The organism is Pseudomonas sp. TR47 (assembly GCF_044143025.1).
Classification (GTDB): Bacteria; Pseudomonadota; Gammaproteobacteria; order Pseudomonadales; family Pseudomonadaceae; genus Aquipseudomonas; species Aquipseudomonas putida_E.
Map to the genome: position 1 here is coordinate 152,656 of NZ_JBHFCS010000002.1, position 25,781 is coordinate 178,436.

Below are 25,781 nucleotides of genomic sequence, written 5' to 3' on the forward strand. Positions count from 1 at the left end.
ACCAGAAAAGAGGGGCGCGATTGTGCACTGAAAGTGGGCGGTTGCGAAGCCCCGCCCGAGGGACGGTTGCACTTGTCTTTACAAGCGGGGTTGCACTATGGGGCCGCCTTGCGGCCCTTTCCGACCGGTCCGGCGCCCCGGCAAGGCCGCTCAGACGTTCGCGAAGCCTTGCAGGAGCGGCACTGTGCGGTGTTACTTCTGAACGGCGGCGAACGCCTCGGCAACCCGTTGCAGGTTGGCCGGGCGCAGGCCGGACATGCACACCCGGCCGCTGTCGATCAGGTACACACCGAACTCGTCGCGCAGGCGGCGGACCTGCTCGACGCTGAAACCTGTGTAGCTGAACATGCCACGCTGGCGCAGGAAGAACTGGAAGTCCTGGCCTGGCAGCAACACGGCCAGCGCATCGACCAGGGCCTGGCGCATATCGAGGATGCGCTTGCGCATCACCTCGACTTCAGCGGCCCACTGCGCATTCAGCGCAGCATCGCCGAGCACACCGGCTACCAGCTGTGCGCCGAAGTTGGGCGGGCTGGAGTAGTTGCGGCGCACAGTTGCCTTGAGCTGGCCAAGCACGCTTTGGGTGGTGTCTTCATCGTCGCAGACCACCGACAGGCCCCCTACCCGCTCGCCATACAGCGAGAAGATCTTCGAGAACGAGTTGCTGACCAGGCACGGTACGCCGGCACGGGCCATTTCGCGGATGGCGTAGGCGTCTTCCACCAGGCCCTCGCCGAAGCCTTGGTAGGCGATGTCGAGGAACGGAATCAGTTGGCGCGCCTTGACCACTTCTACCACGTGCTGCCACTGGTTCTGGGTAAGGTCGGCACCGGTGGGGTTATGGCAGCACGGATGCAGCAGCACGACGCTGTTGGCCGGCAGGCCCTGCAAAGTCGCCAGCATGCCGTTGAAGTCCACGCCACGGCTGGCCTGGTCGAAGTACGGATAGCTGTGCACCTTGAACCCGGCACCTTCGAAGATGGCGCGGTGGTTGTCCCAGGTCGGGTTGCTGACCCAGACTTCGGACGTAGGGAAGTAACGCTTGAGGAAATCGGCGCCGACCTTGAGCGCGCCGGAGCCACCGACGGTCTGCACGGTCGCCACGCGCTTGCCGGTGACGGCTGGGTGATCGGCACCGAACAGCAGTGCCTGGATCGCCTGGCGGTAGCTGGCCAGGCCTTCCATCGGCAGGTACAGCGAAGCCTCGTGGGCCACGCCGGCGATGCGTTTTTCAACCGCATCCACCGCTTTGAGCTGCGGCACCACGCCGGCCTCATCGTAATAAAGGCCGATACTCAGGTTGACCTTGTCGGCGCGCGGGTCGGCCTTGAAAGTTTCCATCAACGAGAGGATCGGGTCGCCGGCATAGGCATCGACATGTTTGAACACAGCGTGCAGCTCCTTGGATCAGGACAGTTCGGAAAGGCTCAGGTGAGGATACCCGGACTCGGCGGGCAGGAACATCACCTATTGTGCAAGGTTGTCTATGCAAGATTGCACAGCGGGCATTTGCAGCGTGTCAGCCGGCCAGCGCCTTGAGCTCCTGCAGCTCAACCTCAGTCACCGCCACCCCTTCACGCTGTGCAATTTCCCGCTCCCGGTAGCGCCGCTCGCCCGGCATACGCGACAACCCCACCGCCTGCATCTGCTCGACCAGCTCCCGGCTGCGCTGCGCAAACCGGTCGCCTTCGGCTTTGCTCGGGTCGATGACGATGATCAGTTGCCCGGTCCACGGCGTTTTCGCCCCAGGGTGGCTCGCCCAGTCGAATTCCCAAGAGAAATGCCCTCCGGTCAGCGCCGCCGCCAGCAACTCGACCATCATCGACAGTGCCGAGCCCTTGTGCCCGCCGAAGGGCAGCAGCGCACCGCCTTCCAGGATGGCCTTGGGGTCGGTGGTCGGCTGGCCATCGGCGTCCACGCCCATGCCCTCCGGCAGCTGCTGGCCGGCCCGCGCAGCGATCTGCACGTCACCATGGGCCATGGCGCTGGTGGCCATGTCAAAAACGATAGGGTCGTGCCCCGCACACGGCGCGGCAAAGGCAATCGGGTTGGTGCCGAACAACGGCTTGCGCGCACCGTGTGGCACGACACAGGTCATGCTGTTGACCACGCTCAGGGCTACCAGGCCCTCATCGGCAAACGGCTCCACATCGGGCCACAGCGCTGCGAAATGGTGGGAGTTGTGAATCGCCAGTACCGCGATGCCGGCACTGCGGGCCTTCTCGACCAGCATTGCACGCGCCGCGGCCAGGGCCGGCTGGGCAAAGCCCCCGCCAGCGTCTACCCGAACAAAGCCCGCCGCCACGTCAGTCACCTGCGGTATGGCACAACCGTTCACCCAGCCGCTGGCCAGGGTCGAGACATAGCCAGGCATACGAAACACCCCGTGGCTATGGGCACCATCGCGCTGAGCGCTGGCGCAATTGTGGGCGAGCACGCCGGCCACCGCTGCACTGCAGCCGTGACGCTGGAAGATCGATTGCAACAACCCCTGCAGTTCGGCAAAAGGCATGCGCACGACGGTGTGGGTGGAAGGTGCAGACATCTGAAGCTCCTTTCTTGGAATTGGAATGGCAACAGCGTGGGCCGCGACAAAAACTTTCCCGCATGTGACAGCTATCTGTCAAATATTGACTCCATGACAGAAAACATTCATTTTCTATTCACGCCTCGCCTGGAGCAACAGCATGAGCCAACCGATCAAACAACGCCTGGAACACAGCCTACAAGCCGCGACTGCTTCAGGCCACAAGATCGCCAGCTACATGCTCGCCAATCTCCAGGAATTGCCATTCCAGACCTCAGCCAGCATTGCCGCCAAGCTCGGCGTCAGCGAATCCAGTGTCGGGCGTTTCTGCCGCTCACTCGGTTATGCCCATCTCAAGGCGCTCAAGCAAGACCTTCAGAGCGACCTGGGTGATGGCCCATGGTTGGTGGGAGACCGCCTGCAGGAATACCGCCAGCAGCACGACGACAACACCCGCGCAGGCAGCCTTGAACTGGAAATTGCCGCGTTGGTACGGGTGCACGAATACAGCCGCAGCGAGGCCTGGCACATAGCCGCCCAGCGCCTGGCAGACAGGCCGCGGGTATTCATTGCCGGTTTTCAGACCGAGCGTGGTGTGGCCCAGTGCATGGCCCACCTGCTGCACTACCTGCGCGACGGCGTCCAGGTGGTCGATGGCAGTGCCGGGCACTTCGGCGAGGTGCTGCTCGGGCGCCCGGAAAACAGCGCGCTGGTGGTGTTCGAGGCACGCCGTTATTCCCGCCATGCCTTGCTGCTGTGCCAGAAGGCACGCCAGGCCGGTATCCCGGTCACGCTGGTGACCGACACCTTCTGCGACTGGGCCGATGCCAATGCCGACGAGGTGTTCCGCATCCCCACCGAATTCAATCTGTTCTGGGAGTCCACCTCGGCAATGCTGTCGTGGGTGCACCTGATGGTCAACGAGGTCTGCAAGAAGCTCGGGCCTGATGTTGAAAAACGCTTGGAAGCGACTGCCGCTCTACATAACGAATTCGTCGGCTACACGACGGGAAAACAACAATAGCAAGAGTGCAAGAGGTGCGAGATGAACAAGACCATGGCTATGGTGGGTGCATGTGCCCTGCTGCTGGCGGCTAACGCCAGCGCCGAAACCCTGCGCTTCGCCACCGAAGGGGCCTACCCGCCCTTCAACTATGTGGATGCCGACAACCAGTTGCACGGTTTTGACATCGACATCACCCACGCTCTGTGCGAGCAGATGAAAGTCGAGTGCACCCTGGTGGCGCAAGACTGGGAAGGCATCATCCCGGCCTTGATGGCACGCAAGTACGATGCGGTGGTGGCTTCGATGATCGATACCGAGGAGCGCCGCAAGAAAATCGCCTTCACCGACCATTACTACCGCACCCCGCTGACCGTCGCCGTGGCCAAGGACAGCAAGATCAGTGATGCGCAGAACACCTTCGAAGGCTACACGGTGGGTGCCCAGTCGTCCTCGACCCAGGCGATCTATGCCGAAGATGTGTATGCCAAGGCGGGCGCTGACGTGAAGCTCTACCCGACCATGGACGAGGCCAATGCCGACCTCGCCGCCGGCCGCCTGGACGGAGTGATCGCCGACAAGTTCCCGCTGCACGAGTGGATGAACAAGAACGGCCAGGACTGCTGCAAGGTGCTGGGTGACGTGGCCGGCACCAAGGCCGATGCCGCCATCGCCGTGCGCAAGGACGATGAAGCACTGCGCCAGCGGCTGAACACCGCGCTGGCGCAAATCGTCGCCAACGGTACCTACCAGAAAATCGCCAGCAAGTACTTCGACTTCGATATCTACAACTGATTCCGCCTGCAACGACGCGCTCCTCCGTAGGAGCGGCCTTGTGTCGCGAAAGGGCCGCAAAGCGGCCCCAGGCTTGTGCAGCGCCACCAGAACCTGTGGGGCTGCTGCGCAGCCCTTTCGCGACGCAAGGCCGCTCCTACAGCGCTCGCGCGTGGAGCAGTCAATTCTAGGGATATGTCATGCTCGATCAATTGTCCTTGCTGTCCTTCGCCAGTGGTGGCTGGGGCCAGGCGCTGCTGGCAGGCGCGCTGGTGACCGTGTCACTGGCCCTCGCCTGCCTGCCCATCGGCTTGCCACTGGGCCTTGTCGTGGCCCTTGCGGCGCGCTCGCGCAAGCGCCTGCCGCGTGCCTGGTCAACCACGTTTTCCACTGTGTTCCGCGGCCTGCCCGAGCTGCTGACCCTACTGATCATCTATTACGGTTGCCAGATCGCCGCACAGCAACTGCTGGCCGCCATGGGCTATCAAGGTGAGTTCCTGATCAATACGTTCCTCGCGGCGATGATCGCTTTCAGCCTGGTGTTCGCCGCCTTTTCCAGCGAGATCTGGCTGGCTGCTTTCAAGACCCTGCCCAAAGGCCAGCTGGAGGCCTGTGCGGCACTGGGCCTGGGCAAGCGCACCGCCTTCTTCAAGGTGGTACTGCCACAACTGACGCGCATCGCCCTGCCGGGGCTCTCCAACAACTGGCTGTCGTTGCTCAAGGATACCTCGCTGGTATCGACCATCTCGCTGGTCGACCTGATGCGCCAGACCAACCTTGCGGTCAGCGTGACCAAAGAGCCGATGTTCTTCTACGGGGTGGCCTGCCTGGGTTACCTGCTGTTCTCGGCGCTATCGGGGCGGGTGTTCGCCTACATCGAACGGCGCAGCAACCGCCACCTGCAAGGAGCACGCGCATGAGTGCCGAACAATGGCTGAGCCTGGTACTGGACCCCGACCTGCTGGAGCGCTACGGGCCACGGTTCATCGACGGGCTGCTGGTAACTGCCAAGCTGGTAGCGATTTCCTTCACCCTCGGCGCCATGCTCGGCCTGCTGCTGGCGCTGGCCCGGATGTCGCGCAACCTGCCGCTGCAGCGCCTGGCGGCCGGCTACATCTATTTCTTCCGTGGCTCCCCCCTGCTGGCACAGCTGTTCCTGCTGTACTACGGGCTTGGGTCGCTGAAGGGGTTCTGGCAGGACGTCGGCCTCTGGTGGTTCTTCCGCGAAGCCTGGCTCTGCACCCTGCTGGCCTTCACCCTGAACACGGCCGCCTACCAGGCCGAAATCTTCCGCGGCAGCCTGATGGCCGTGGCGCCAGGGCAGTATGAAGCAGCCAGGGCTCTGAACCTCAAACGCTCCACCACCTTCTTCAAGGTCATCTTGCCGCAATCGTTGCTGGTGGCCATCGGCCCGCTGGGCAACGAACTGATCCTGATGATCAAGGCCAGCGCCATCGCCTCGCTGGTGACCATCTACGACCTGATGGGCGTGACCAAATTGGCGTTCTCGCGCAGCTTCGACTTCCAGATCTACCTGTGGGCCGCCGTCCTCTACCTGGTGATCGTCGAACTGGTGCGGCGCCTGCTGAAACACCTGGAGGCCCGCCTGGGCCGCCACCTGAACTGACCGAAGGATACAATCATGCATTGCCAGACCCTTGTCCTGGGCGCCGGTATCGTCGGCGTCAGCACCGCGCTGCATCTGCAGGCACGCGGGCGCCAGGTGATCCTGATCGACCGCAATGAACCCGGTTGCGGCACCAGCCATGGCAACGCCGGGCTGATCGAACGCTCCAGTGTCATCCCCTATGCGTTCCCCCGCCAATTCGGCAAGCTGCTGCGCTATGGCCTCAACCGCCAGCCGGACGTGCGCTACAGCCTGCTGCACTTGCCCAAGGCCGCGCCCTGGTTGCTGCGCTACTGGCGGCAGTCGGCACCGGGGCGGCTGGCCGGGGCCGCGGCCGACATGCTGCCGCTGGTACAACGCTGCGTAGAAGAGCACGACGCCCTGATCGCCGCCGCCGGCCTCGAAGGGCTGGTGCAGGCCAAGGGCTGGATCGAGGTGTACCGCGACCCGGCGTTGTTCGAGCAGGCCAAGGCCGAGGTCAAGGGCCTTGCGCGCTATGGCCTGCACTACGAACTGCTCGAACGCGGGCAACTGCAGGCACGCGAGCACCAGCTCGACAGCACCGTAGTCGGCGGCATCCATTGGCTCGACCCCAAGACCGTGAACGACCCCGGCGCCCTCACCCGTGGTTATGCTGCGCTGTTCGTCCAGCGCGGCGGGCAGTTCCTGCACGGTGATGCGCGCAGCCTGCGCCAGGTCGGCAGCCAATGGCGGGTCGAAAGCCAGCGCGGGCCAGTCACCGCCGGCGAAGTGGTGGCGTGCCTTGGGCCACAGTCGGCCGACCTTTATGAGCGCCTGGGCTACACGATCCCGCTGGGTATCAAGCGCGGCTACCACATGCACTACGCCACCCGTGACGGCGCTCAGTTGCAGCACTCGATCTGCGACACCCAGGGCGGCTACGTACTGGCGCCGATGGCCGCCGGCATACGCCTTACCACCGGCATCGAGTTCGCCGCCAGCAGCGCCCCAGGCAACGAAATTCAGCTCAAGCGCTGCGAAGCGCTGGCGCGCACATTGTTCCCGGCACTGGGTGAGCGCCTGGACGACACCCCCTGGCTGGGCCGTCGCCCCTGCCTGCCGGACATGCGCCCCGTGATCGGCCCGGCGCCACGGCACAAGGGCCTGTGGTTCAACTTCGGCCACGCGCACCACGGCCTGACGCTGGGCCCGGTCAGCGGTCGCCTGGTGGCTGAACTGCTCACCGGCGAGCGCCCTTTCACCGACCCTGCGCCTTACAGCGCGGCACGTTTCAACTGACACCACGCGGGAGAACAACAACATGACCGCCCCTTTGAGCGTTGCCAGCCTTGCCCCTGAAAACGACCCACGCCCGGTGCTGATCCGCATCGAGGGCCTGAACAAGCACTATGGCGCTTTCCATGTATTGCGCGACATCGACCTGCAGGTGCGCGAAGGTGAACGCATCGTGCTGTGCGGCCCCTCCGGCTCAGGCAAGTCCACCTTGATCCGTTGCATCAACCGCCTGGAAATTGCCGAACAAGGCAGCGTTCAGGTAGCCGGCACCGACCTGGCCAGCAGCACGCGCCAGGCCGCCCAGGTACGCAGCGACATCGGCATGGTGTTCCAGCACTTCAACTTGTTCCCGCACATGAGCGTGCTCGACAACTGCCTGCTGGCTCCCACCAGCGTGCGCGGCCTGTCCCGCAAGGACGCCGAGGAGCGTGCCCGGATGTACCTGTGCAAGGTCGGCATCGAAAGCCAGGCGCACAAATACCCCAGCCAGCTCTCTGGCGGCCAGCAGCAGCGGGTGGCGATCGCCCGCGCCTTGTGCATGAAGCCGCGGATCATGCTGTTCGACGAGCCGACCTCGGCGCTGGACCCGGAAATGGTCGCTGAAGTGCTGGATGTTTTGGTGCAACTGGCGGGCACCGGCATGACCATGCTCTGTGTTACCCATGAAATGGGCTTTGCCAGGCAGGTTGCCGAGCGGGTGCTGTTCCTTGAAGGCGGGCAGATCATCGAAGACAGCCCGCCGCAGGTGTTCTTCAACCAGCCGCGCACTGCACGTGCCAAAAGTTTCCTGGCGCAGATCCTTCATTGAAGCCACTGCCCCCTTCATTGCACGGCTGCAATGACCCAACTGCGTCGTTAAATATAATTGACCTCACCCCCTGTCAAACCCTTGCCGCCTGAGGCTCGCAAGGGTTTCAGCCCCCGAATTCAGGCGCTTCAGCCCATTTCAGTCGTTTGACATATCGAACGGCTCTGGCAAGCTATCTACAAGCCCCGACCGGCATCGTCGCCTCTGACGAGCCGGCAGTGCTCGGGGCTTCAGGTAGCACACCAGGCCCCGCGCCGTGCACCTGCACAACAACGGCAGGTCGAACCTGCCATAAGGTGACATATGTCCAACAGCAACATTGGCAACAAGCAACCTTCCCTGCGCAAACCCGTCGTCCTGATGACCATGGGCAGCCAAGAGCGCAAAGGCCATGACTACCAGGTCATGACCCACAAATACATCACCCCGCTGGTCGATTTCGCTGATTGCGTCCCGGTACTTGTGCCCACCTGCTGTGGCACCGAAGACCTCGAGACCTATCTGGACATGGCCGACGGCGTATACCTGACCGGTGCCGGCAGCAACATCGAGCCGAGCCTGTATGGCCAGGAAAACCAGACACCAGGCAAAGGCCAGGACGTCAACCGCGACCTGTTCGATATTCCGCTGGTCAAGGCCGCGCTTAAACGTGGCCTGCCCATCTTCGGCATCTGCCGCGGCATGCAGGAAATCAACGTCGCCCTGGGCGGCGATATCTACCAGAAGGTTTACGCCGAACCAGGCTACAACGACCACCGGGAAAACCCGGAAGATCCGGTCGACGTGCAATACGCTCAGGTGCATGGCGTGAAGATCAAGGCGGGCAGCTGGCTTCACGACGCCCTTGGCACCGACGAGATCCGCGTCAACTCGCTGCATGGCCAAGGCCTGCGTAACCTGGGTACCGGCATCGAACCGATCGCCCACGCCGAAGACGGCCTGGTCGAAGCGATTCACGCCCCGAGCATTTCGCCGTTCCTTTTCGCCGTACAGTGGCACCCGGAGTGGCAAGCGGCCAAGAACCCTGATTCGATCAAGATCTTCCAGGCCTTCGGCGATGCCTGCCGCGCCCAGGTGCGCAAATCCCAGATCAAGCGCCAACAGGCCGCCTGACACTCAGCTTCGTCAGTTTTGATCGCGGGGCGGCGCAAGGCCGCCCCCCGCTTCCCCGGTCACCCTCTGCTGGTCCCAGAACACTTCCCGTGGATGCGGGCGGCGGGCTTGTGCCTGTCTCCGCGATCTTTTTCACTTCCCAAGAGATACGATGACTTTTTAGATGGTTGTCGTTAGCTTTTCTGCGCCTGGGATCCTGAGCGCCGCCGCGCTGCGCATCGCGAGCTGCGCACGATTCCGCCTCATCACAAATCCCCCGATAGGCCAAGTGCCGTAAAAATTTTCCGCAGAGGGACTAGTCATCCCACTAGTTGTACGATAACTTACCTCCAACGCAAAACAACACCCTTCACCCAAGCGCCACAGGATGCCAATAACAATGAATCCACAAGAACTGAAATCCATCCTCTCCCACGGCCTGCTGTCTTTCCCGGTCACAGACTTCAATGCCCAGGGCGACTTCAACCAGGCTGGCTACATCAAGCGCCTGGAATGGCTTGCCCCGTACGGTGCCAGCGCCCTGTTCGCCGCCGGTGGCACCGGTGAGTTCTTCTCCCTGGCCGCCAGCGAGTACAGCCAGGTAATCAAGACCGCCGTCGACACCTGCGCCACGTCTGTACCGATCCTCGCCGGCGTCGGTGGCTCCACCCGCCAGGCCATCGAATACGCACAGGAAGCCGAGCGCTTGGGTGCCAAGGGCCTGCTGTTGCTGCCGCACTACCTGACCGAAGCCAGCCAGGACGGTGTCGCCGCGCACGTCGAAGCGGTGTGCAAATCGGTCAACATCGGGGTGGTGGTATACAACCGCAACGTTTGCCGCCTGAACGCCGACCTGCTGGAAAAGCTTGCCGAACGCTGCCCTAACCTGATCGGCTACAAGGACGGCCTGGGTGACATCGAACTGATGGTGTCGATCCGTCGCCGCCTGGGTGACCGTTTCAGCTACCTGGGTGGCCTGCCGACCGCCGAGGTGTATGCTGCCGCTTACAAAGCCCTGGGTGTGCCGGTGTACTCCTCGGCGGTGTTCAACTTCATTCCGAAGACCGCGATGGACTTCTACCACGCCATCGCCCGCGACGATCACGCCACCGTTGGCAAGCTGATTGACGACTTCTTCCTGCCATACCTGGACATCCGCAACCGCAAGGCCGGTTATGCCGTGAGCATCGTCAAGGCAGGCGCGAAGATCGCCGGTTACGACGCAGGCCCGGTGCGCACGCCGCTGACCGACCTGACTGGCGAAGAATACGAAATGCTCGCAGCCCTGATGGACAAGATGGGCCCGCAATAAGCGGCCCCCGCGGCCTGCCATCGCCGCACCCGGAGTGGGCCACCCCACTCCGGCTACAACTCGTGAGCCCGCACAAAAATAACTAGTGGGAGTATTACCAGCATGCAAGCGACTAAAAAGACGCATGTGCGCTACCTGATCCTGTTCATGCTGTTTCTGGTGACCACGATCAACTATGCCGACCGCGCCACCATCGCCATCGCAGGCTCCAGCCTGCAGAAGGACCTCGGCATTGACGCCGTAACCCTCGGTTATATCTTCTCCGCCTTTGGATGGGCTTACGTTGCCGGCCAGATTCCTGGTGGCTGGTTGCTGGACCGCTTCGGCTCCAAGAATGTCTACGCTTTCAGCATTTTCACCTGGTCGCTGTTCACCCTGCTGCAGGGTTTTGTCGGTGGCCTGCCAGTGGCTTGGGCGGTCGTCACCTTGTTCACCCTGCGTTTCCTGGTTGGTTTTGCCGAAGCACCATCGTTCCCGGGTAACGCCCGCATCGTTGCGGCCTGGTTCCCCACGGCAGAACGTGGCACAGCATCGGCGATCTTCAACTCGGCGCAGTATTTCGCCACCGCACTGTTCGCCCCGATCATGGGCTGGATCGTTTTCAGCTTCGGCTGGGAGCACGTATTCGTGGTGATGGGTGCACTGGGCATCGTGTTCTCCATGGTGTGGCTGAAGACCATCTACAACCCCCGCCAACACCCACGCATCAGCCCCAGCGAACTTGAGCACATCGAGCAGAACGGCGGCCTGGTGGACATGGACCAGAAGCGCGGCAATGACGGCCCTAAATGGGGCTACATCAAGCAACTTTTGACCAGCCGCATGCTGCTGGGCGTATACCTGGGCCAGTACTGCATCAACGCCATCACCTACTTCTTCCTGACCTGGTTCCCGGTGTACCTGGTGCAGGAGCGCGGCATGACCATCCTCAAGGCGGGCATCATCGCCTCGCTGCCGGCAATCTGCGGCTTCATCGGCGGAGTGCTCGGTGGGGTACTGTCTGACTGGCTGCTGCGCCGTGGCAACTCGCTGACCTTCTCGCGCAAGCTGCCGATCGTCTGTGGCCTGCTGCTGTCGACCACCATGGTCTTCTGCAACTATGTCGAGGCGAAATGGATGGTGGTCGGCTTCATGACCCTGGCCTTCTTCGGCAAGGGCATCGGCGCACTGGGCTGGGCCGTGGTCGCCGATACCTCGCCCAAGCAGATCGCAGGGCTGTCCGGCGGCCTGTTCAACACCTTCGGCAACATTGCTTCGATCACCACCCCGATCGTCATTGGTTACATCATCAGCGCGACCGGTTCGTTCAAGTGGGCGCTGGTGTACGTGGGCGCCAACGCCCTGGTAGCGGTGTTCAGCTACCTGGTCATCGTCGGGCCGATCAAGCGTATCGAGTTGCGTGAGGATGCAAAGCCAGACGCTGAGCCTGCCGCCCCGGGCGAGCTGGCCAGCGCACGTCACTGAGTGAACACGCCCGCGCCGGCAATCCCGGTGCGGGCGGATGTACAAAGCCTGAGACCATCACAAACAGGGCCCGAACATGCAGTTGATCGAACATTCCGACTCGCCCCGCTACGTCCGCCTGCACGACGACGATAACGTCGTGGTAGTGGTCAACGATGGCGGCCTGGGCGAAGGCGCGCGCTTCCCCGATGGGCTGACCCTTGTAGAAGGCGTGCCGCAGAGCCACAAAGTGGCCACCGTCCTCATCGCCAAAGGCGAGCCGGTGCGGCGCTATGGGCAGATCATCGGTTACGCCCTGGAAGACCTGCGCCAGGGCAGCTGGGTGCAGGAGAGCCAACTGGCCATGCCGTCTGCCCCGGAACTGGACAGCCTGCCGCGCTGCGATGCCGTACCTGCGCCCCTGCCTGCGCTGGATGGCTTCACCTTCGAGGGCTACCGCAATGCTGACGGCACCGTCGGTACCCGCAACATCCTGGGCATCACCACCACCGTTCAGTGTGTGACCGGTGTGCTGGAACATGCAGTCAAGCGCATCCGCAGCGAATTGCTGCCCAAATACCCCAATGTCGATGACGTGGTCGCCCTCACCCACAGCTATGGCTGCGGCGTGGCGATCAACGCCCGTGATGCCTACATCCCGATCCGCACCGTGCGCAACCTGGCACGCAACCCCAACCTGGGTGGCGAAGCACTGGTCATCAGCCTGGGCTGCGAGAAACTGCAGGCCGGCCAGGTGATGCACGACAACGACCCGTCGGTAGACCTCAGCGAGCCCTGGCTGTATCGCCTGCAGGATGCCAGCCTTGGTTTCACTGAAATGATCGAGCAGATCATGGGCCTGGCCGAGACGCGCTTGCAGAAGCTCGACAAGCGCCGCCGCGAGACCGTACCGGCCAGTGAGCTGATCCTGGGCATGCAGTGCGGCGGCAGCGATGCATTCTCCGGCATCACCGCCAACCCGGCGCTGGGCTATGCAGCCGACCTGCTGGTGCGGGCCGGCGCCACTGTGCTGTTCTCGGAAGTGACCGAGGTGCGCGACGCCATCTACATGCTTACCTCCCGCGCTGAAAACCAGGCAGTCGCCGATGCGCTGGTGCGCGAAATGGACTGGTACGACCGCTACCTGCAGCAAGGTGCGGCCGACCGCAGCGCCAACACCACGCCAGGCAACAAGAAAGGCGGCCTGTCCAATATCGTCGAAAAATCCCTGGGCTCGATCGTCAAGTCCGGCAGTGGCGCCATCCAGGGCGTGCTCGGGCCGGGCGAGCGGGTAAACCGCAAGGGCCTGATCTTCTGCGCAACGCCCGCCAGCGACTTTGTCTGCGGCACCCTGCAGTTGGCGGCCGGGATGAACCTGCACGTATTCACCACTGGCCGCGGTACCCCGTACGGCCTGGCCATGGCGCCGGTCGTCAAGGTGTGCACCCGTTCCGAACTGGCCCAACGCTGGCCGGACCTGATCGACATCGACGCTGGGCGCATCGCCAGTGGGCGCTCAAGCATCGAGGAATTGGGCTGGGAGTTGTTCCACTACTACCTGGACGTGGCCAGCGGCCGCAAGCAGACCTGGGCAGAACAACACCGGCTGCACAACGACATCACCCTGTTCAATCCGGCGCCAATCACCTGATGGTTCGGCCTTGCCCGGTACTTCAATGGCACACGCCCGCCTGTGGGAGCCAGCTTGCCGGCTTGCACAGGTCATGCGACACCCACTGATCAACCCTTCCACACACAGGAGCACACCATGCCTGAGATTCTTGGCCACAACTTCATCGCCGGCCAGCGCAGCGCCGCTGGCGAGCAACGCCTGCAGAGCCTGGACGCCACCACTGGCGAGGCCCTGCCCTACAGTTTCGCCCAAGCCACCGAGGCCGAGGTGGATCAAGCGGCCCAAGCGGCGGCAGCGGCCTTTGCCGAATTCCGCCAGCTGGCCCCGGCGCGTCGTGCCGAGTTCCTCGACGCCATTGCGGCGGAACTGGACGAGCTGGACGACGCCTTCGTCGCCGTGGTCTGCCGTGAAACCGCCCTGCCCGCCGGGCGCATCCAAGGTGAGCGTGGCCGCACCAGCGGCCAGATGCGCCTGTTCGCCCAGGTGCTGCGCCGTGGCGACTACCTCGGTGCCCGCATCGACCTGGCCTTGCCCGAACGCCAGCCGCTGCCCCGCGTGGACCTGCGCCAGATGCGCATCGGCGTCGGCCCGGTCGCCGTGTTCGGCGCCAGCAACTTCCCGCTGGCCTTCTCCACCGCAGGCGGTGATACCGCTGCAGCCTTCGCCGCCGGTTGCCCGGTGGTGTTCAAGGCGCACAGCGGGCACATGGCCACGGCCGACCTGGTCGGTGCGGCCATCGTCCGCGCTGCCGAACGCACCGGCATGCCCAAGGGCGTCTTCAACATGGTGTTTGGCGGTGGCGTCGGTGAGTGGCTGGTCAAGCACCCTGCCATCCAGGCGGTCGGCTTCACCGGCTCGCTCAAGGGCGGGGACGCTCTGTGCCGCATGGCCGCCGAACGCCCGCAACCCATCCCGGTATTCGCCGAGATGTCCAGCATCAACCCGGTGATCATTCTGCCGGGCGCGCTGGCCAAGCGTGGCGACGCCATTGCCCGCGAGCTCGCCGGTTCCGTGTGCCTGGGTGCTGGCCAGTTCTGCACCAACCCGGGCCTGGTGATCGGCCTGCAATCGCCACAGTTCAGCCAGTTGCTCGCCGACCTCGGCCAGCACCTGGACCAGCAAGCCGGCCAGACCCTGCTCAACGCCGGTGGCCTGCGCAGCTACGTGGGCGGCCTGGAGCACCTGCAGGCCCACGCTGGCATCGAACACTTGGCAGGCCAGCCTCAGGAAGGTAGCCAGGCGCGGGCACAACTGTTCAAGGCGGATGCCCGTTTGCTGGTGGACGCCGACCCGCTGCTGCAGGAAGAAGTGTTCGGCCCGACCACCGTTGCCGTTGAAGCTCAGGACAACGCGCAGCTGCGCGCCGCCCTGCTCGGCCTGCGCGGTCAGCTGACCGCCACGCTGATCGGTGAGCCCGAAGACTTCGAAGCATTTGCCTGGCTGGTACCGCTGCTGGAAGAAAAGGTTGGCCGCATCCTGATCAATGGCTACCCGACCGGTGTGGAAGTGTGCGACGCCATGGTCCACGGCGGGCCTTACCCGGCCACCTCCGATGCCCGTGGTACGTCGGTCGGCACCCTGGCCATCGACCGCTTCCTGCGCCCGGTGTGCTACCAGAACTACCCGCAGTCGCTACTGCCTGAGGCACTGCGTGACAACAACCCGCTGGGCCTGCGCCGGTTGGTGAATGGGCAGTGGAGTGACGGGGCGATCTGAACGCCCTGATGCGATGAAAGCCCCGTATTTGCGGGGCTTTCTTTTGAGTCTTGCATTGGATTTACCGGCCCTGTCGCCGGCAAGCCGACTCCCACTGGGTTAGCGCTGAGCTTGAGAGCAGCGGGGTATCTGTGGGAGCCGGCTTGCCGGCGATAGGGCCAGCACAGCCACCGGTGAATTCAAACCCCTTGCGCCTCAGCCTCCGCATGCGCCTGGCGCAACCGCTCACGGCTGTTGCTCAGGTGCATGCGCATGGCCATCTTGGCCCCTTCGCTGTCGCTTCGGGCGATGGCTTCGTAGATCGCCTCGTGCTCATGCATCAATCGGCCCATGTAGTGCGCCTGGTCATCATGCGCCAGGCGCGCCGAGTTGAGCCGGGTACGCGGGATGATGCTGGTACCGAGGTGGTTGATGATGTCGGCAAAGTAGTGGTTGCCGCTGGCCTGGGCGATACGCAGGTGGAACTGGAAGTCCGCCGACACCGCATCGGTGGCATGGGCGGCACCCTCGTTGAGTTCGTCCAGCGCCGCACGCATGCCTGCCAGCTCTTCATCGCTGCGCCGTTGCGCCGCAAGGCCTGCCGACTCGATCTCCAGGGCGATGCGCAGCTCCAGTACCGCCAGCACCTCACGCAGCGTGACCACGGTGGCCGGGTCGATGCGAAAGCCCCCCGTGGCAGGCGTGTCCAGCACAAAGGTGCCGATGCCGTGGCGGGTCTCGACCTGCCCGGCGGCCTGCAGCCGCGAGATCGCCTCACGCACCACGGTACGGCTCACGCCCTCCTCGGCCATGATCTGCGATTCGGTCGGCAGCTTGTCGCCGCGCTTGAGCTGGCCGCTGCGAATACGCTCGGTCAGCACCGTGACCAGTTCCTGGGCCAGACTGCGCGGCTTGCGCCGGGTCTTTGCCTGTACCTGTTGCTCTGTCATGCCCTGTGTTTCACCTTGAAAGACAGCCGACATCATAGCGCAAGCAGTTGTACGATCACATACACCCGACGCGGTATTTATCAACGCAACGGATTTGTCGCCGTCTCGGCTATAGGGACAGGGAGCTAATGCTTCCCGCCTGCGGACCACGCTGGCAAATCGCCTGCGCATCGCCACCACGTGACCTGCAACGTGCTGGCCCCCGGGCACTTGAAGCGAAGGCAAACTCCGTTCTTCTTCAGATGCTTAGGACAGCAACATGCGAGTATTTCTAGCAACAGTGGCCGGCTGCCTGCTGGCCACGACTGCCTTCGGCGCCCAGGCCAGAGCGCTGAGCCAGAATGACCGCCATGTTTGTGGTTGGGGTTCGCAGATCGCCGCCGAGGCCCAGCAGGCCAAGCTTTCCGGCGTGACCTTGTATGCCACGCGCAAGAAACTACAGGTGCGCCGGTTCGCCAAACCATGGATGCGCATGACCGCCTTCGGCATCACTGAACAGACGTACAACAGCCGCTCACGGCTCAAGCCGGCAGCCATCAAGCAGACCTACTACGAGCAGTGCGTACAGCACGCAGTAGCAAAACGCTGAATCTATGTTAATCAAAGACTTAAATGATCAACCTCATAAGGAATCTGGGATAACCCAGCCTTAACCCGCCATGCCCTGCACGCTCCCATCGCTGCGGTGTTCAAGCGTGTCGAGCAATCAGGTGGGTGCAGGTGACTCCTGCACCCGATGAAGCAAAGTGTTATCAGCAGCCCGTCAGCGCCGCTGGCCGGCGCTCACCGGCAGAGAACAATGGGCGCAGACGCACGCCAATGATGTTCCCGGTGTAGGCCGCAACCAGCCACAGCCAGCCATGCACGCTACCCGAAGCGATGCCGCTGAAGTAAGCGCCAATGTTGCAGCCATAAGCCAGGCGCGAACCGTAGCCCAGCAGCAGGCCACCGAGCACTGCGGCTATCAGCGAGCGCAACGGGATGTTCAGGCTCGGCGCAAAACGCCCGGCCAGGCCAGCCGCCAGCAGCGCACCCAGCACGATGCCAAGGTCCATGACGGTGGTCACGTCTTGCCACAACGGGGCTGCCAGCGCCTTGGCGTTGGCCGGCGACTGCCAGAACACCCAGCTGCCGACGTCCACACCCAGGCTGGAGAGGGTCTTGGCGCCCCACAGGGCAAAAGCGGAGGTAATGCCCCACGGGCGCCCGGCCAGGGCCAGGGTGGCGTAGTTCAGCAAGGCCAGGGCAATAGCGCCCCACAGCAACGGCCATGGGCCACGCAGGAAGCGTCGCAGGCCTTGGTGCTCACTGCTCACAGGGGCTTCGAGGCCGCCGTGGCGGCGCTTTTCCAGTACCACCGTGGCCCAGGCGATCATCGCGAACACCGCCACGCTGGCCAGCAGCGCCGGCGCTACCCCCCAGGCCTGGACGATCGAGGTGGCCGGCAACGATGGCAAGGCGAACCACCAGTCTGCATGGTGCGTGGCAGTGACCGAGCCGATGATGAAGAACAGCAGCGTCACCAGCATTCTGGCGTTGCCCCCGCCGACGGTGAACAGCGTGCCCGAGGCACAACCGCCGCCCAGTTGCATGCCGATACCGAAGATGAACGCGCCAAACACCACAGAAACCCCGGCTGGCGCCACCAGCCCGGTCACCGGGTTGCCAAACAGGCTGCCAGCCGACAACGCCGGGAAGAACAGCAGCACGGCCAGGGTCAGCATGACCATCTGCGCACGCAGGCCGGCGCCTCGTCGTTCGTTGATGAATACGCGCCAGGCCGAGGTGAAACCGAACGCTGCGTGGTAGAGCGTCAGCCCCAGGGCGGCGCCGACGATCAGCAGCAGTACCTGCTTGAACCCGGCATTGAGGTTGAGGAACCAGGCACCAGCCAGCAGCAGGGCCAAGGCAATCAAGGGGGCGCCCAGGCGGCGCGGTTCGGGTGTTGCGGTTGCGGAAAGACCCATCGGAATGCTCGGATTACTGTAAAACGGGGGGCGATTATAGCGCCGGGGTTCGATCAATGCTGCTTTGGGTGGCTTTCATCTGTGGCAGGGGGGCTGCGCGCTCGGCAGTGCGCACATCTGTTAGGCTGATACGAAGCCCCAAGAAGCCACCCTGGCCATTCGCACCATGGATGAACTGCGCAAGATCGACCTCAACCTGCTGCTGGCCCTGCATGCACTGCTCAGCGAAAAACACGTGACCCGCGCTGCCATCCGCCTGCACCGCAGCCAACCGGCAGTCAGCCATGCCTTGGCGCAACTGCGCGCACATTTCGACGACCCGCTGCTGATCCGCCAGAACGGCCACATGGCCCTGACCGCACGCGCCCAGTCCCTCATCAAACCCTTGCAGGACGCGCTGGGCAGCCTCAACAGCCTGCTGGCCACCCCACGCTTCGACCCCGCTCTGGCTCAGCGCAGGTTCCGCCTGTCGTTGTCCGATTACGCCTCGCGGATCATCCTGCCGCCACTGGTCCGTCACCTGCGCCAGGCAGCACCAGGCGTAGACCTTGCCATCAGCCAGGCCAGCCGCGAGGCGATGATGGCGCAGTTGCTCGATGGCGAACTTGACCTTGCCTTGGGCATCTTCCCCGAGCTGCCGCAGGGCATTACCGCACAGACACTGTTCGAGGACAGCTTCGTCAGCATCGCCGACCGTCAGGTGCTGCCGGCCAAAGGTGGCCTTGCCCTGGATGACTGGCTGGCACGGCCGCACGTGCTCATGGCCATGCGCCCGGACGCCCATGACGAGATCGAGCGCGCGCTGGGTGAACGGGGCCTGCGCCGGCGCATTGCCCTGGCGCTGCCGCACTGGAGCGCCGCCGTCGAAGTGCTCGGCGGCACCGACCTGATCCTTACCGTGGCCAAGCGCGCGGTGGGCCCGATGCGGCCACACAAGGGCCTGCGCCAGTTCGCTCCGCCCTTGCCAATTCCGAACCTGGCCTATCAGCAGGCATGGCACACCAGAAAAGACAGTGATCCAGGGCATCGCTGGCTGCGAGAGACGGTCTGGGCCTGTTGCCAGCCCGGTCGCTGATCAGCCTTCGGGCTGTTTGACGATGGCCGTCTTGGCAGCCGCCGGGCTTGCGGCCCAGGTGCTCTGCACCAGGAACACCCCAACGAGTATCAGAACCACCCCCGCAAGCCTTGGCAGGCTCACCGGTTTGCTGGCAACGCCCATCAGGCCGAAGTGGTCGACAATCACCGACGTCAGAATCTGCCCCGCCACCACCAGCACCAGAAAGCCCGCAGTGCCAAGCTTGGGGGTCAAGGCGGCGGCAGCGGCGACGTACAGTGCGCCAAGCACCCCGCCGATCCACAGCCACCATGGGCCTTGCAATGCTTTGCCCAGGTCAGGCAGCGGTACCCGCAAAACCAGCAAGGCTGCGATGACCACAATGGAACTGACCGTCAATGATGTGAACGCGCCCCAAAGCCAGTGCCCGAGCGCACGACCGACGGCCGCGTTGCTGGCGGCCTGGTAGGGCAGCACGACTCCGGCGAGCAGCGCCAAAACCAAGGGAAGAAACGCAATAAGCAGGGCCTTGTTAGGCATGGATGCACTCATCTGAAGACAGGGTCGGTACATCATCTGAAAATCGACGGGCGTTATGGAAATCGAAATCCTGCACTCAGATTATTCGCCACATGGATGATGGATACCGATCGATGACGCCGGCCTTTTCGCGGGGGCGCCCGCGAAAAGGCCGGCGAGAGGTCAGCGGGATGTCTCGATCCGCAGTACTTCGGTGTAGATCGCATCGACCGTCTGGTCGACCTTGAGGTTTTTCATTCGGGCCTGCAGTTCAGGGTCCTCGACCTTGACCACCTGCAACTTGCCTTCCGGCGGTAGCAGGCTCACCTCATGGGTCTTGAGGTCGATCTTCTTGATCTGCGACGTTACCCGTACCTGGCGGAATGCCTCACCGCCCGGGTTGGGGTTGTCCTTGGTGGCGCGGATGGTTCCAGACTCATCGCTGGCTTTGGGCGCCCCGCCCACCTCTGTGTTGAGTACATAGGCCACCGCACGGGTCACGTAGATATCGACCTGGTCACCGACTTTGAGGTTGGGCAGCGCCTTGGCCTTTTCCGTGAGCTGGAACGTCACGTCCTTGTCGTCAGGGCCTTTGACCGTGACCTGCCGGTTGGCCTGGTCGATGGCGGTGACCTGTGTGGTCACATGACTTTCCAGTGCTTCACTGGCAATGGGTATATCGGCAGCCTGCACCGTGTAACTGGCGGTACCGACGAGCGTGGCAAGCGCAACAGCGCGAGCGAGTGTACAAAGAGCATTCATAGGCCTGCTTCCCTGTGTTCAAGACCGGACAGGCGCGTGAACGCTTCACGCGCCGCTCCTACACCATAGCTGGACTTACCGATTGCGCGTGACCCGCCATACGGTATTGGCCAAATCATCGGCGATGATCAGTGCCCCCCGAGGGTCAACCGTCACACCGACCGGCCGGCCGCGAGTCTGGCCATCCTCGGCCCGGAAGCCGGTGGCGAAGTCGATCGGATCACCGGCAGGTTTGCCGTTGCTGAACGGCACGAAGATCACCTTGTAGCCCACAGGGTTTGGCCGGTTCCAGCTGCCGTGCTCGCCGACGAACACGCCGTCGGCAAAGCGCTCGCCCATGGCCGGTATGGAAAAGTCCACGCCCAGCGCGGCCACATGCGAACCGAGGCTGTAATCGGGCTTGATTGCGGCGGCCACCTTGTCCGGGTTCTGCGGTTTCACCCGCTCATCGACATGCTGCCCCCAGTAGCTGTAGGGCCAGCCATAGAAGCCACCTTCGCGCACCGAAGTGAGGTAGTCCGGCACCAGGTCCGGGCCCAGTTCATCGCGCTCGTTGACCACGGTCCACAGCTGCCCGCTGCCAGGCTGGATGGCCAGCGCCGTCGGGTTACGCAAGCCGGTGGCGTAGGGTTTGTGCGCACCGGTGGCAGCGTCGACCTGCCAGACCATGGCGCGATCGACTTCGGCTTCCATGCCCCGCTCGGTGATATTGCTGTTCGAGCCGATACCCACATACAGGTAACGGCCATCGGGGCTGATGGTCAGCGCCTTGGTCCAGTGGTGATTGATCTGGGCCGGCAGGTCGGTGACTTTGGTCGGCGGGCCGCCCGCCTGGGTCTGGCCTTCCTGATAGTCGAAACGCACCAGCGCGTCCTGGTTGGCCACGTACAGCTTGCCATCGGCAAAGGCCAGGCCATAAGGCGCGTTGAGGTTTTCGGCAAACACCGTCTGCACCTCGTAGGTGCCATCGCCGTCGGCGTCTCGCAGCAATGTCAGGCGGTTGCCACCCTTGACCTGGGTATTGCCCTTGGCCTTGATCTGGCTGGCGATGACATCCTTGGGCTTGAGCTTGGCCGCACTGCCGCCCCGGCCTTCGGCCACCAGAATGTCACCGTTGGGCAGTACCAGGCTCTGCCGCGGGATTTTCAGGTCAGTGGCAATGGCTGTGATGCTGTAACCCTCAGGCACGGTCGGCTTCTGCTCGCCCCAGTGTGCGGGCTGGGCGATCTTCATGCTCGGCAACAGGCCACGCTCGGGGGCCGGCAATTTCGGGTCGGGGCCCAGGGCCTGGGTGGCCTCGCCTTCCCCACCGCAGGCGCTCAACAACAGCGCTACACTCAATACAGGCAATGCATGCAAAGGTTTCATGCCGCACCTCCCGAACGCAGGTTGCTCATACCCAGCCAGGCCGCCACGCAGGCCAGCACGGTCACGATCAAAGACAGCACCAGGCCCGCTGGCATCACTGCCCAGGCATCCTTGGCGTGCTCGAAGGCATTGACCAGTCCTAGTACCCAAGTCACCAGCAACAGCAAAAAGTACAGCGTCGGCCGCCCGCCCTTGCGCTCGGCGCGGACCAGGTTGGCCAGCGCGAACAGCAACGTCAGCCCGCAGAACAGCAGGCCGCCGGCAATCAACCAGGAGGCGAAGTTGCTCCACTGGATCTGGTAGCTCTTGAAGTAGGCTATGTCACTCAGCAATGCGCCAAGAAACAGCGGGACCGTGCCGGCCAGCAGGATTGCGTGCAGCGGGCTGGGCGTGCATCGGTAGAGGGTTTGCTCGGTAGCGGTCACGGCGCCTCCTTACTCAGTCAGTGACCCGGGGCTGGCGGACAGGCGCGAGTGCCCGGTCCGTCAGGCGTGCGCGGGGTGCGCTTAGCAAAGGATCACCTTGACGTCCGGTTAGTTCACCGCTTGGCTTGATAGAAATATCCTGAAAGACTTCACCCCCTTTCCACCAGAGGCAAATGGCATGAGCGCTGATAAAGCACGACCGTACGCGTTGTGGGCCGCACATGCCCTGCTTGGCCTCAGCATGGCGCTGACTGCCGGATGTTCGAGCAAGCACAGCCAGGCTCGCTACCAGACAGCGGCATTGGGCTCGAACTGTTTCGCCAAGGCCGTGCCCACTATGGGAGAAGGCGGCCTGGCGTGGGGCGATACCTTGAGCATGGCCCGCCACAAGTCGATGAACAATTGCATCCGCTATGCCGGCCGGTCCGGCGGAACGCCCAGGACCTGCCAGGTGGTCATGGCCAAGTGCAAGAACTAGCGGCTGCCCGGTTCCGCCCCCTCAAGCCGGGCGTCCAGCACGGCTTCCAGATCCGCCAGTTCGATTTCACCGCCGGCCTCCAGCAGCGCACACCGTTTTGTACAGTCGATGATCACGCGTATGCCGTCGCGCGCGCGGTGGCTTGGGTACTTGCGCAATGCCAGTTCGACGGTCGAGCCGCTATGCCAGGTGCTGACGTCCGCTGACCAACAGGCATCCTGGAAACTCAGCAGGCAAGTGCCTTGGTGGGTATCGAGAACACGCGGGGAATAGACCCAATGCGTATTTCCAGCCTCCCATGGCCTCACCATTACCCGGTAGTGGTCATCCGCTGAGCGGGACTGCACCTCGTCTTCGACTGCAGGCTGGCCATTGGCGGCCACGTAGCGGTCGAAAGCATTGACCTGTCCCGCCGTACGGCAGCCTTCCGAGTAATAGGCCACGTGCTGCCTGTACCGGGCAAATTCGGCGCACTGGGCGCCATCGGCGAACAAGGAGGCGATAGCAGCGCTCTGCACCAACCAGTAGATCTCATCCGAACCTTCGTGGGCTTTGCTGCTGCCCAAGGTGATTGCCTGGCCCAGCAGATCGCTGGCCAGGCGCCGGCCTTCATGACGCACTGCGTCATCGGCCAGCGGCGCGGACCTATTAGCCGCTTGCGCCATTAAGGCCGCGTAGCGCAGGTACAGGGCCTCGCCAATCAGGCCCGGTGCGGGGTAATCGGGAAGAGGCAGGTCGAGCGGCTCGAGCCTTGTCACACCGCCTTGGCCCGGGCGGCATGCAGTTTCTTGTAGCTCTCGATCAAGCGCAGGTGGCGGTCCAGCCCCTCCAGCTTCATGCTGGTCGGGGTCAGGCCATGGAAGCGCACGCTACCGTCCACCGAACCCAGCACTGCATCCATGCGCAGGCTGCCGAACATGCGGCGGAAATTGGCCTCGTAGTCCTCCATCTGAAGCTCATCATCCAACACCACTTCCAACACCACATTCAGGGCCTGGTAGAACAAACCGCGCTCGACAGTGTTGTCGTTGAACTGCAGGAACGCCTCGACCAACTCCTTGGCGTCTTCGAAACGCTTCAGCGCCAGGCAGATCAGCAGTTTCAACTCAAGGATGGTCAACTGGCCCCACACCGTGTTGTCATCGAACTCGACACCGATCAGCGTGGTGATGGTGGTGTAGTCGTCCACCTCACAGTTGTCCAGGCGCTTGAGCAGCGCACGCAATGCACGGTTGTCCAGGCTGTGCAGGTTGAGGATGTCGGCACGGAACCCCAGGGCACGGTTGGTGTTGTCCCAAATCAGGTCCTCGACCGGGTAGATCTCCGAGTAACCCGGTACCAGGATGCGGCAGGCGTTGGCGCCGAGGTTGTCGTACACAGCCATGTACACCTCTTTGCCCATGCCCTCGAGGATGCCGAACAGGGTCGCGGCTTCCTGGAGGTTGGAGTCTTCGCCATGGCCGGAGAAGTCCCACTCGACGAATTCGAAGTCGGCCTTGGCGCTGAAGAAGCGCCACGACACCACACCGCTGGAGTCGATGAAGTGCTCGACGAAGTTGTTCGGCTCGGTCAGCGCGTGGCTTTCGAAGGTCGGCTGCGGCAAGTCGTTGAGCCCCTCGAAACTGCGGCCCTGCAGCAGTTCGGTAAGGCTGCGTTCCAGCGCCACCTCCAAGCTTGGGTGCGCGCCGAACGAGGCGAACACGCCGCCGGTACGCGGGTTCATCAAGGTCACGCACATGACCGGGAATTCACCGCCCAGCGACGCGTCCTTGACCAGCACCGGGAAGCCCTGCTCTTCCAGCCCCTGGATGCCTGCGACGATGCCTGGGTACTTGGCCAGCACCTCCTGCGGCACATCCGGCAGGCACAACTCGCCCTCAAGGATTTCACGCTTCACGGCCCGTTCGAAGATCTCCGACAGGCACTGCACCTGCGCTTCGGCCAGGGTATTGCCTGCGCTCATGCCGTTGCTGAGGAACAGGTTTTCGATCAGGTTGGACGGGAAGTACACCACCTGCCCGTCCGACTGGCGCACGAACGGCAGCGAACAGATGCCACGCGCGGTATTGCCCGAGTTGGTGTCATACAGGTGCGAACCACGCAGCTCGCCGTCCGGGTTGTAGATCTGCAGGCAGTATTCGTCGAGGATCTCCGCTGGCAGCGCGTCCTTGGGGCCCGGCTTGAACCACTGCTCGTTGGGGTAGTGCACGAACGGCGCGTTGGCGATGTCCTCGCCCCAGAACTGGTCGTTGTAGAAGAAGTTGCAGTTCAAACGCTCGATGAATTCACCCAGCGCCGAGGCCAGCGCGGCCTCTTTGGTCGAGCCCTTGCCGTTGGTGAAGCACATCGGCGACTGCGCATCGCGCACGTGCAGCGACCAGACGTTGGGCACGATGTTGCGCCACGAGGCGATCTCGATCTTCATGCCCAGCCCGGCGAGCAGGCCCGACATGTTGGCGATGGTCTGCTCCAGCGGCAGGTCCTTGCCGGCGATGTAGGTGGTGGTGTCGGCCACCGGCATGAGCAGGCCCTGGGCGTCGGCATCGAGGTTGTCCACCTGCTCGATGATGAACTCGGGGCCGGTCTGTACCACTTTCTTGACCGTGCAGCGGTCGATGGAGCGCAGGATGCCCTGCCGGTCCTTCTCAGAGATGTCCTCCGGCAGCTCGACCTGGATCTTGAAGATCTGGTTGTAGCGGTTCTCGGGGTCGACGATGTTGTTCTGCGACAGGCGGATGTTTTCGGTAGGGATATCCCGGGTCTGGCAGTACAGCTTGACGAAATAGGCGGCGCACAGGGCCGATGAGGCAAGGAAATAGTCGAACGGCCCCGGGGCCGAGCCATCGCCTTTGTAGCGGATCGGCTGGTCGGCGATCACCGTGAAGTCGTCGAATTTGGCTTCAAGACGAAGGTTGTCGAGAAAGTTGACCTTGATTTCCATGCGGGAACACCGTGATTTAAGCGTGCAAAACGAAATTGGCCGGCATTATCCGGTTTTTTCGGCTGGAAGTCCTGTTTGTCTGTGCCGCCCACCGCTGCGGCACTTGATTGCGCATTTCGCCGGATTGCTTGCCTGATTCTCTGAAC

General features: G+C 63.3%; 24 protein-coding genes. 14 read left to right on the forward strand and 10 right to left on the reverse strand.

Annotation, left to right across the window (positions count from 1 at the left end; all coding sequences use genetic code 11):
- Positions 1-192 precede the first annotated feature (192 nt).
- Together ACEWE8_RS03260 and ACEWE8_RS03265 are read right to left on the reverse strand one after the other, a co-directional pair.
- Entirely contained in the window at positions 193-1,389 is a 1,197-nt protein-coding gene (locus ACEWE8_RS03260) for an amino acid aminotransferase (RefSeq protein WP_046786086.1), read from the reverse strand.
- A gap of 130 nt (positions 1,390-1,519) precedes the next feature.
- Positions 1,520-2,545: an Ldh family oxidoreductase gene (locus ACEWE8_RS03265; protein ID WP_046786085.1), complete on the reverse strand. Its 1,026-nt coding sequence runs from the start codon at positions 2,543-2,545 to the stop codon at positions 1,520-1,522.
- Positions 2,546-2,687: 142 nt separating this feature from the next.
- Here ACEWE8_RS03265 and ACEWE8_RS03270 point away from each other — a divergent pair, with 142 nt between their 5' ends.
- The 11 genes from ACEWE8_RS03270 (at position 2,688) to ACEWE8_RS03320 (ending at position 15,192) form a co-directional block, all read left to right on the forward strand.
- Positions 2,688-3,551 carry a MurR/RpiR family transcriptional regulator gene (locus ACEWE8_RS03270; protein WP_046786084.1) on the forward strand — a complete coding sequence of 288 codons (864 nt, stop codon included), beginning with the start codon at positions 2,688-2,690 and terminating at the stop codon, positions 3,549-3,551.
- A 21-nt stretch (positions 3,552-3,572) separates the two neighbouring features.
- Complete coding sequence (locus ACEWE8_RS03275) at positions 3,573-4,325, forward strand: transporter substrate-binding domain-containing protein (protein ID WP_046786083.1); 753 nt, start codon at positions 3,573-3,575, stop codon at positions 4,323-4,325.
- A 179-nt stretch (positions 4,326-4,504) separates the two neighbouring features.
- A complete protein-coding gene (locus ACEWE8_RS03280; protein ID WP_046786082.1) occupies positions 4,505-5,224 on the forward strand; it encodes an ABC transporter permease in 720 nt (239 codons plus the stop codon).
- Positions 5,221-5,931, forward strand: a complete 711-nt coding sequence (locus tag ACEWE8_RS03285; protein WP_046786081.1) for an ABC transporter permease — start codon at positions 5,221-5,223, stop codon at positions 5,929-5,931. Before ACEWE8_RS03280 ends, ACEWE8_RS03285 begins: the two co-directional genes overlap by 4 nt.
- A 15-nt stretch (positions 5,932-5,946) precedes the next feature.
- Entirely contained in the window at positions 5,947-7,191 is a 1,245-nt protein-coding gene (locus ACEWE8_RS03290; protein WP_046786080.1) for an FAD-binding oxidoreductase, read from the forward strand.
- Between the two features lie 22 nt (positions 7,192-7,213).
- Positions 7,214-7,996 carry an amino acid ABC transporter ATP-binding protein gene (locus tag ACEWE8_RS03295; protein WP_046786079.1) on the forward strand — a complete coding sequence of 261 codons (783 nt, stop codon included), beginning with the start codon at positions 7,214-7,216 and terminating at the stop codon, positions 7,994-7,996.
- Positions 7,997-8,299: 303 nt separating this feature from the next.
- Positions 8,300-9,109, forward strand: coding sequence for a gamma-glutamyl-gamma-aminobutyrate hydrolase family protein (locus tag ACEWE8_RS03300; protein WP_046786078.1), 810 nt, complete (start codon positions 8,300-8,302; stop codon positions 9,107-9,109).
- A gap of 379 nt (positions 9,110-9,488) precedes the next feature.
- The gene (gene kdgD, locus ACEWE8_RS03305; RefSeq protein ID WP_046786077.1) at positions 9,489-10,400 is read left to right on the forward strand and encodes a 5-dehydro-4-deoxyglucarate dehydratase; all 912 of its coding nucleotides are present in this window, start codon (positions 9,489-9,491) and stop codon (positions 10,398-10,400) included.
- Between the two features lie 102 nt (positions 10,401-10,502).
- Positions 10,503-11,864, forward strand: a complete 1,362-nt coding sequence (locus tag ACEWE8_RS03310) for an MFS transporter (RefSeq protein WP_046786076.1) — start codon at positions 10,503-10,505, stop codon at positions 11,862-11,864.
- A gap of 76 nt (positions 11,865-11,940) precedes the next feature.
- The gene (gene garD / locus ACEWE8_RS03315; protein ID WP_046786075.1) at positions 11,941-13,494 is read left to right on the forward strand and encodes a galactarate dehydratase; all 1,554 of its coding nucleotides are present in this window, start codon (positions 11,941-11,943) and stop codon (positions 13,492-13,494) included.
- 117 nt (positions 13,495-13,611) lie between these two features.
- A complete protein-coding gene (locus tag ACEWE8_RS03320) occupies positions 13,612-15,192 on the forward strand; it encodes an aldehyde dehydrogenase (NADP(+)) (protein ID WP_046786074.1) in 1,581 nt (526 codons plus the stop codon).
- Between the two features lie 179 nt (positions 15,193-15,371).
- Here ACEWE8_RS03320 and ACEWE8_RS03325 read toward each other — a convergent pair whose 3' ends face one another.
- Positions 15,372-16,121, reverse strand: coding sequence for a FadR/GntR family transcriptional regulator (locus tag ACEWE8_RS03325; protein WP_046786073.1), 750 nt, complete (start codon positions 16,119-16,121; stop codon positions 15,372-15,374).
- A 259-nt stretch (positions 16,122-16,380) separates the two neighbouring features.
- On the opposite strand from ACEWE8_RS03325, the gene ACEWE8_RS03330 reads away from it, so the two are divergent.
- Positions 16,381-16,710, forward strand: coding sequence for a hypothetical protein (locus tag ACEWE8_RS03330; RefSeq protein ID WP_046786072.1), 330 nt, complete (start codon positions 16,381-16,383; stop codon positions 16,708-16,710).
- 163 nt (positions 16,711-16,873) lie between these two features.
- Here ACEWE8_RS03330 and ACEWE8_RS03335 read toward each other — a convergent pair whose 3' ends face one another.
- On the reverse strand, positions 16,874-18,088 hold the full coding sequence (locus ACEWE8_RS03335; protein ID WP_046786071.1) for a YeeE/YedE family protein: 1,215 nt from the start codon (positions 18,086-18,088) through the stop codon (positions 16,874-16,876).
- Between the two features lie 166 nt (positions 18,089-18,254).
- Here ACEWE8_RS03335 and ACEWE8_RS03340 point away from each other — a divergent pair, with 166 nt between their 5' ends.
- A complete protein-coding gene (locus ACEWE8_RS03340) occupies positions 18,255-19,163 on the forward strand; it encodes a LysR family transcriptional regulator (protein ID WP_046786070.1) in 909 nt (302 codons plus the stop codon).
- Here the strand turns inward: ACEWE8_RS03340 and ACEWE8_RS03345 are convergent, their stop codons facing one another.
- From ACEWE8_RS03345 to ACEWE8_RS03360, 4 genes are all read right to left on the reverse strand, one after another.
- On the reverse strand, positions 19,164-19,682 hold the full coding sequence (locus ACEWE8_RS03345) for a DMT family transporter (RefSeq protein WP_046786069.1): 519 nt from the start codon (positions 19,680-19,682) through the stop codon (positions 19,164-19,166).
- 162 nt (positions 19,683-19,844) lie between these two features.
- The gene (locus ACEWE8_RS03350; RefSeq protein ID WP_039601934.1) at positions 19,845-20,423 is read right to left on the reverse strand and encodes a hypothetical protein; all 579 of its coding nucleotides are present in this window, start codon (positions 20,421-20,423) and stop codon (positions 19,845-19,847) included.
- 75 nt (positions 20,424-20,498) lie between these two features.
- Positions 20,499-21,791, reverse strand: coding sequence for a sorbosone dehydrogenase family protein (locus ACEWE8_RS03355; RefSeq protein WP_046786068.1), 1,293 nt, complete (start codon positions 21,789-21,791; stop codon positions 20,499-20,501).
- A complete protein-coding gene (locus tag ACEWE8_RS03360) occupies positions 21,788-22,216 on the reverse strand; it encodes a DUF2231 domain-containing protein (RefSeq protein WP_039601936.1) in 429 nt (142 codons plus the stop codon). Before ACEWE8_RS03360 ends, ACEWE8_RS03355 begins: the two co-directional genes overlap by 4 nt.
- Before the next feature lie 178 nt (positions 22,217-22,394).
- Between ACEWE8_RS03360 and ACEWE8_RS03365 the strand changes: the two genes are divergently transcribed.
- Positions 22,395-22,694, forward strand: a complete 300-nt coding sequence (locus ACEWE8_RS03365; protein WP_046786067.1) for a hypothetical protein — start codon at positions 22,395-22,397, stop codon at positions 22,692-22,694.
- Here ACEWE8_RS03365 and ACEWE8_RS03370 read toward each other — a convergent pair.
- Together ACEWE8_RS03370 and ACEWE8_RS03375 are read right to left on the reverse strand one after the other, a co-directional pair.
- Positions 22,691-23,452 carry a hypothetical protein gene (locus ACEWE8_RS03370; RefSeq protein WP_052750422.1) on the reverse strand — a complete coding sequence of 254 codons (762 nt, stop codon included), beginning with the start codon at positions 23,450-23,452 and terminating at the stop codon, positions 22,691-22,693. The genes ACEWE8_RS03365 and ACEWE8_RS03370 overlap by 4 nt on opposite strands.
- On the reverse strand, positions 23,449-25,635 hold the full coding sequence (locus ACEWE8_RS03375) for an OsmC domain/YcaO domain-containing protein (protein ID WP_046786066.1): 2,187 nt from the start codon (positions 25,633-25,635) through the stop codon (positions 23,449-23,451). The genes ACEWE8_RS03370 and ACEWE8_RS03375 overlap by 4 nt, the downstream gene beginning before the upstream one ends.
- Between the last annotated feature and the right edge of the window lie 146 nt (positions 25,636-25,781).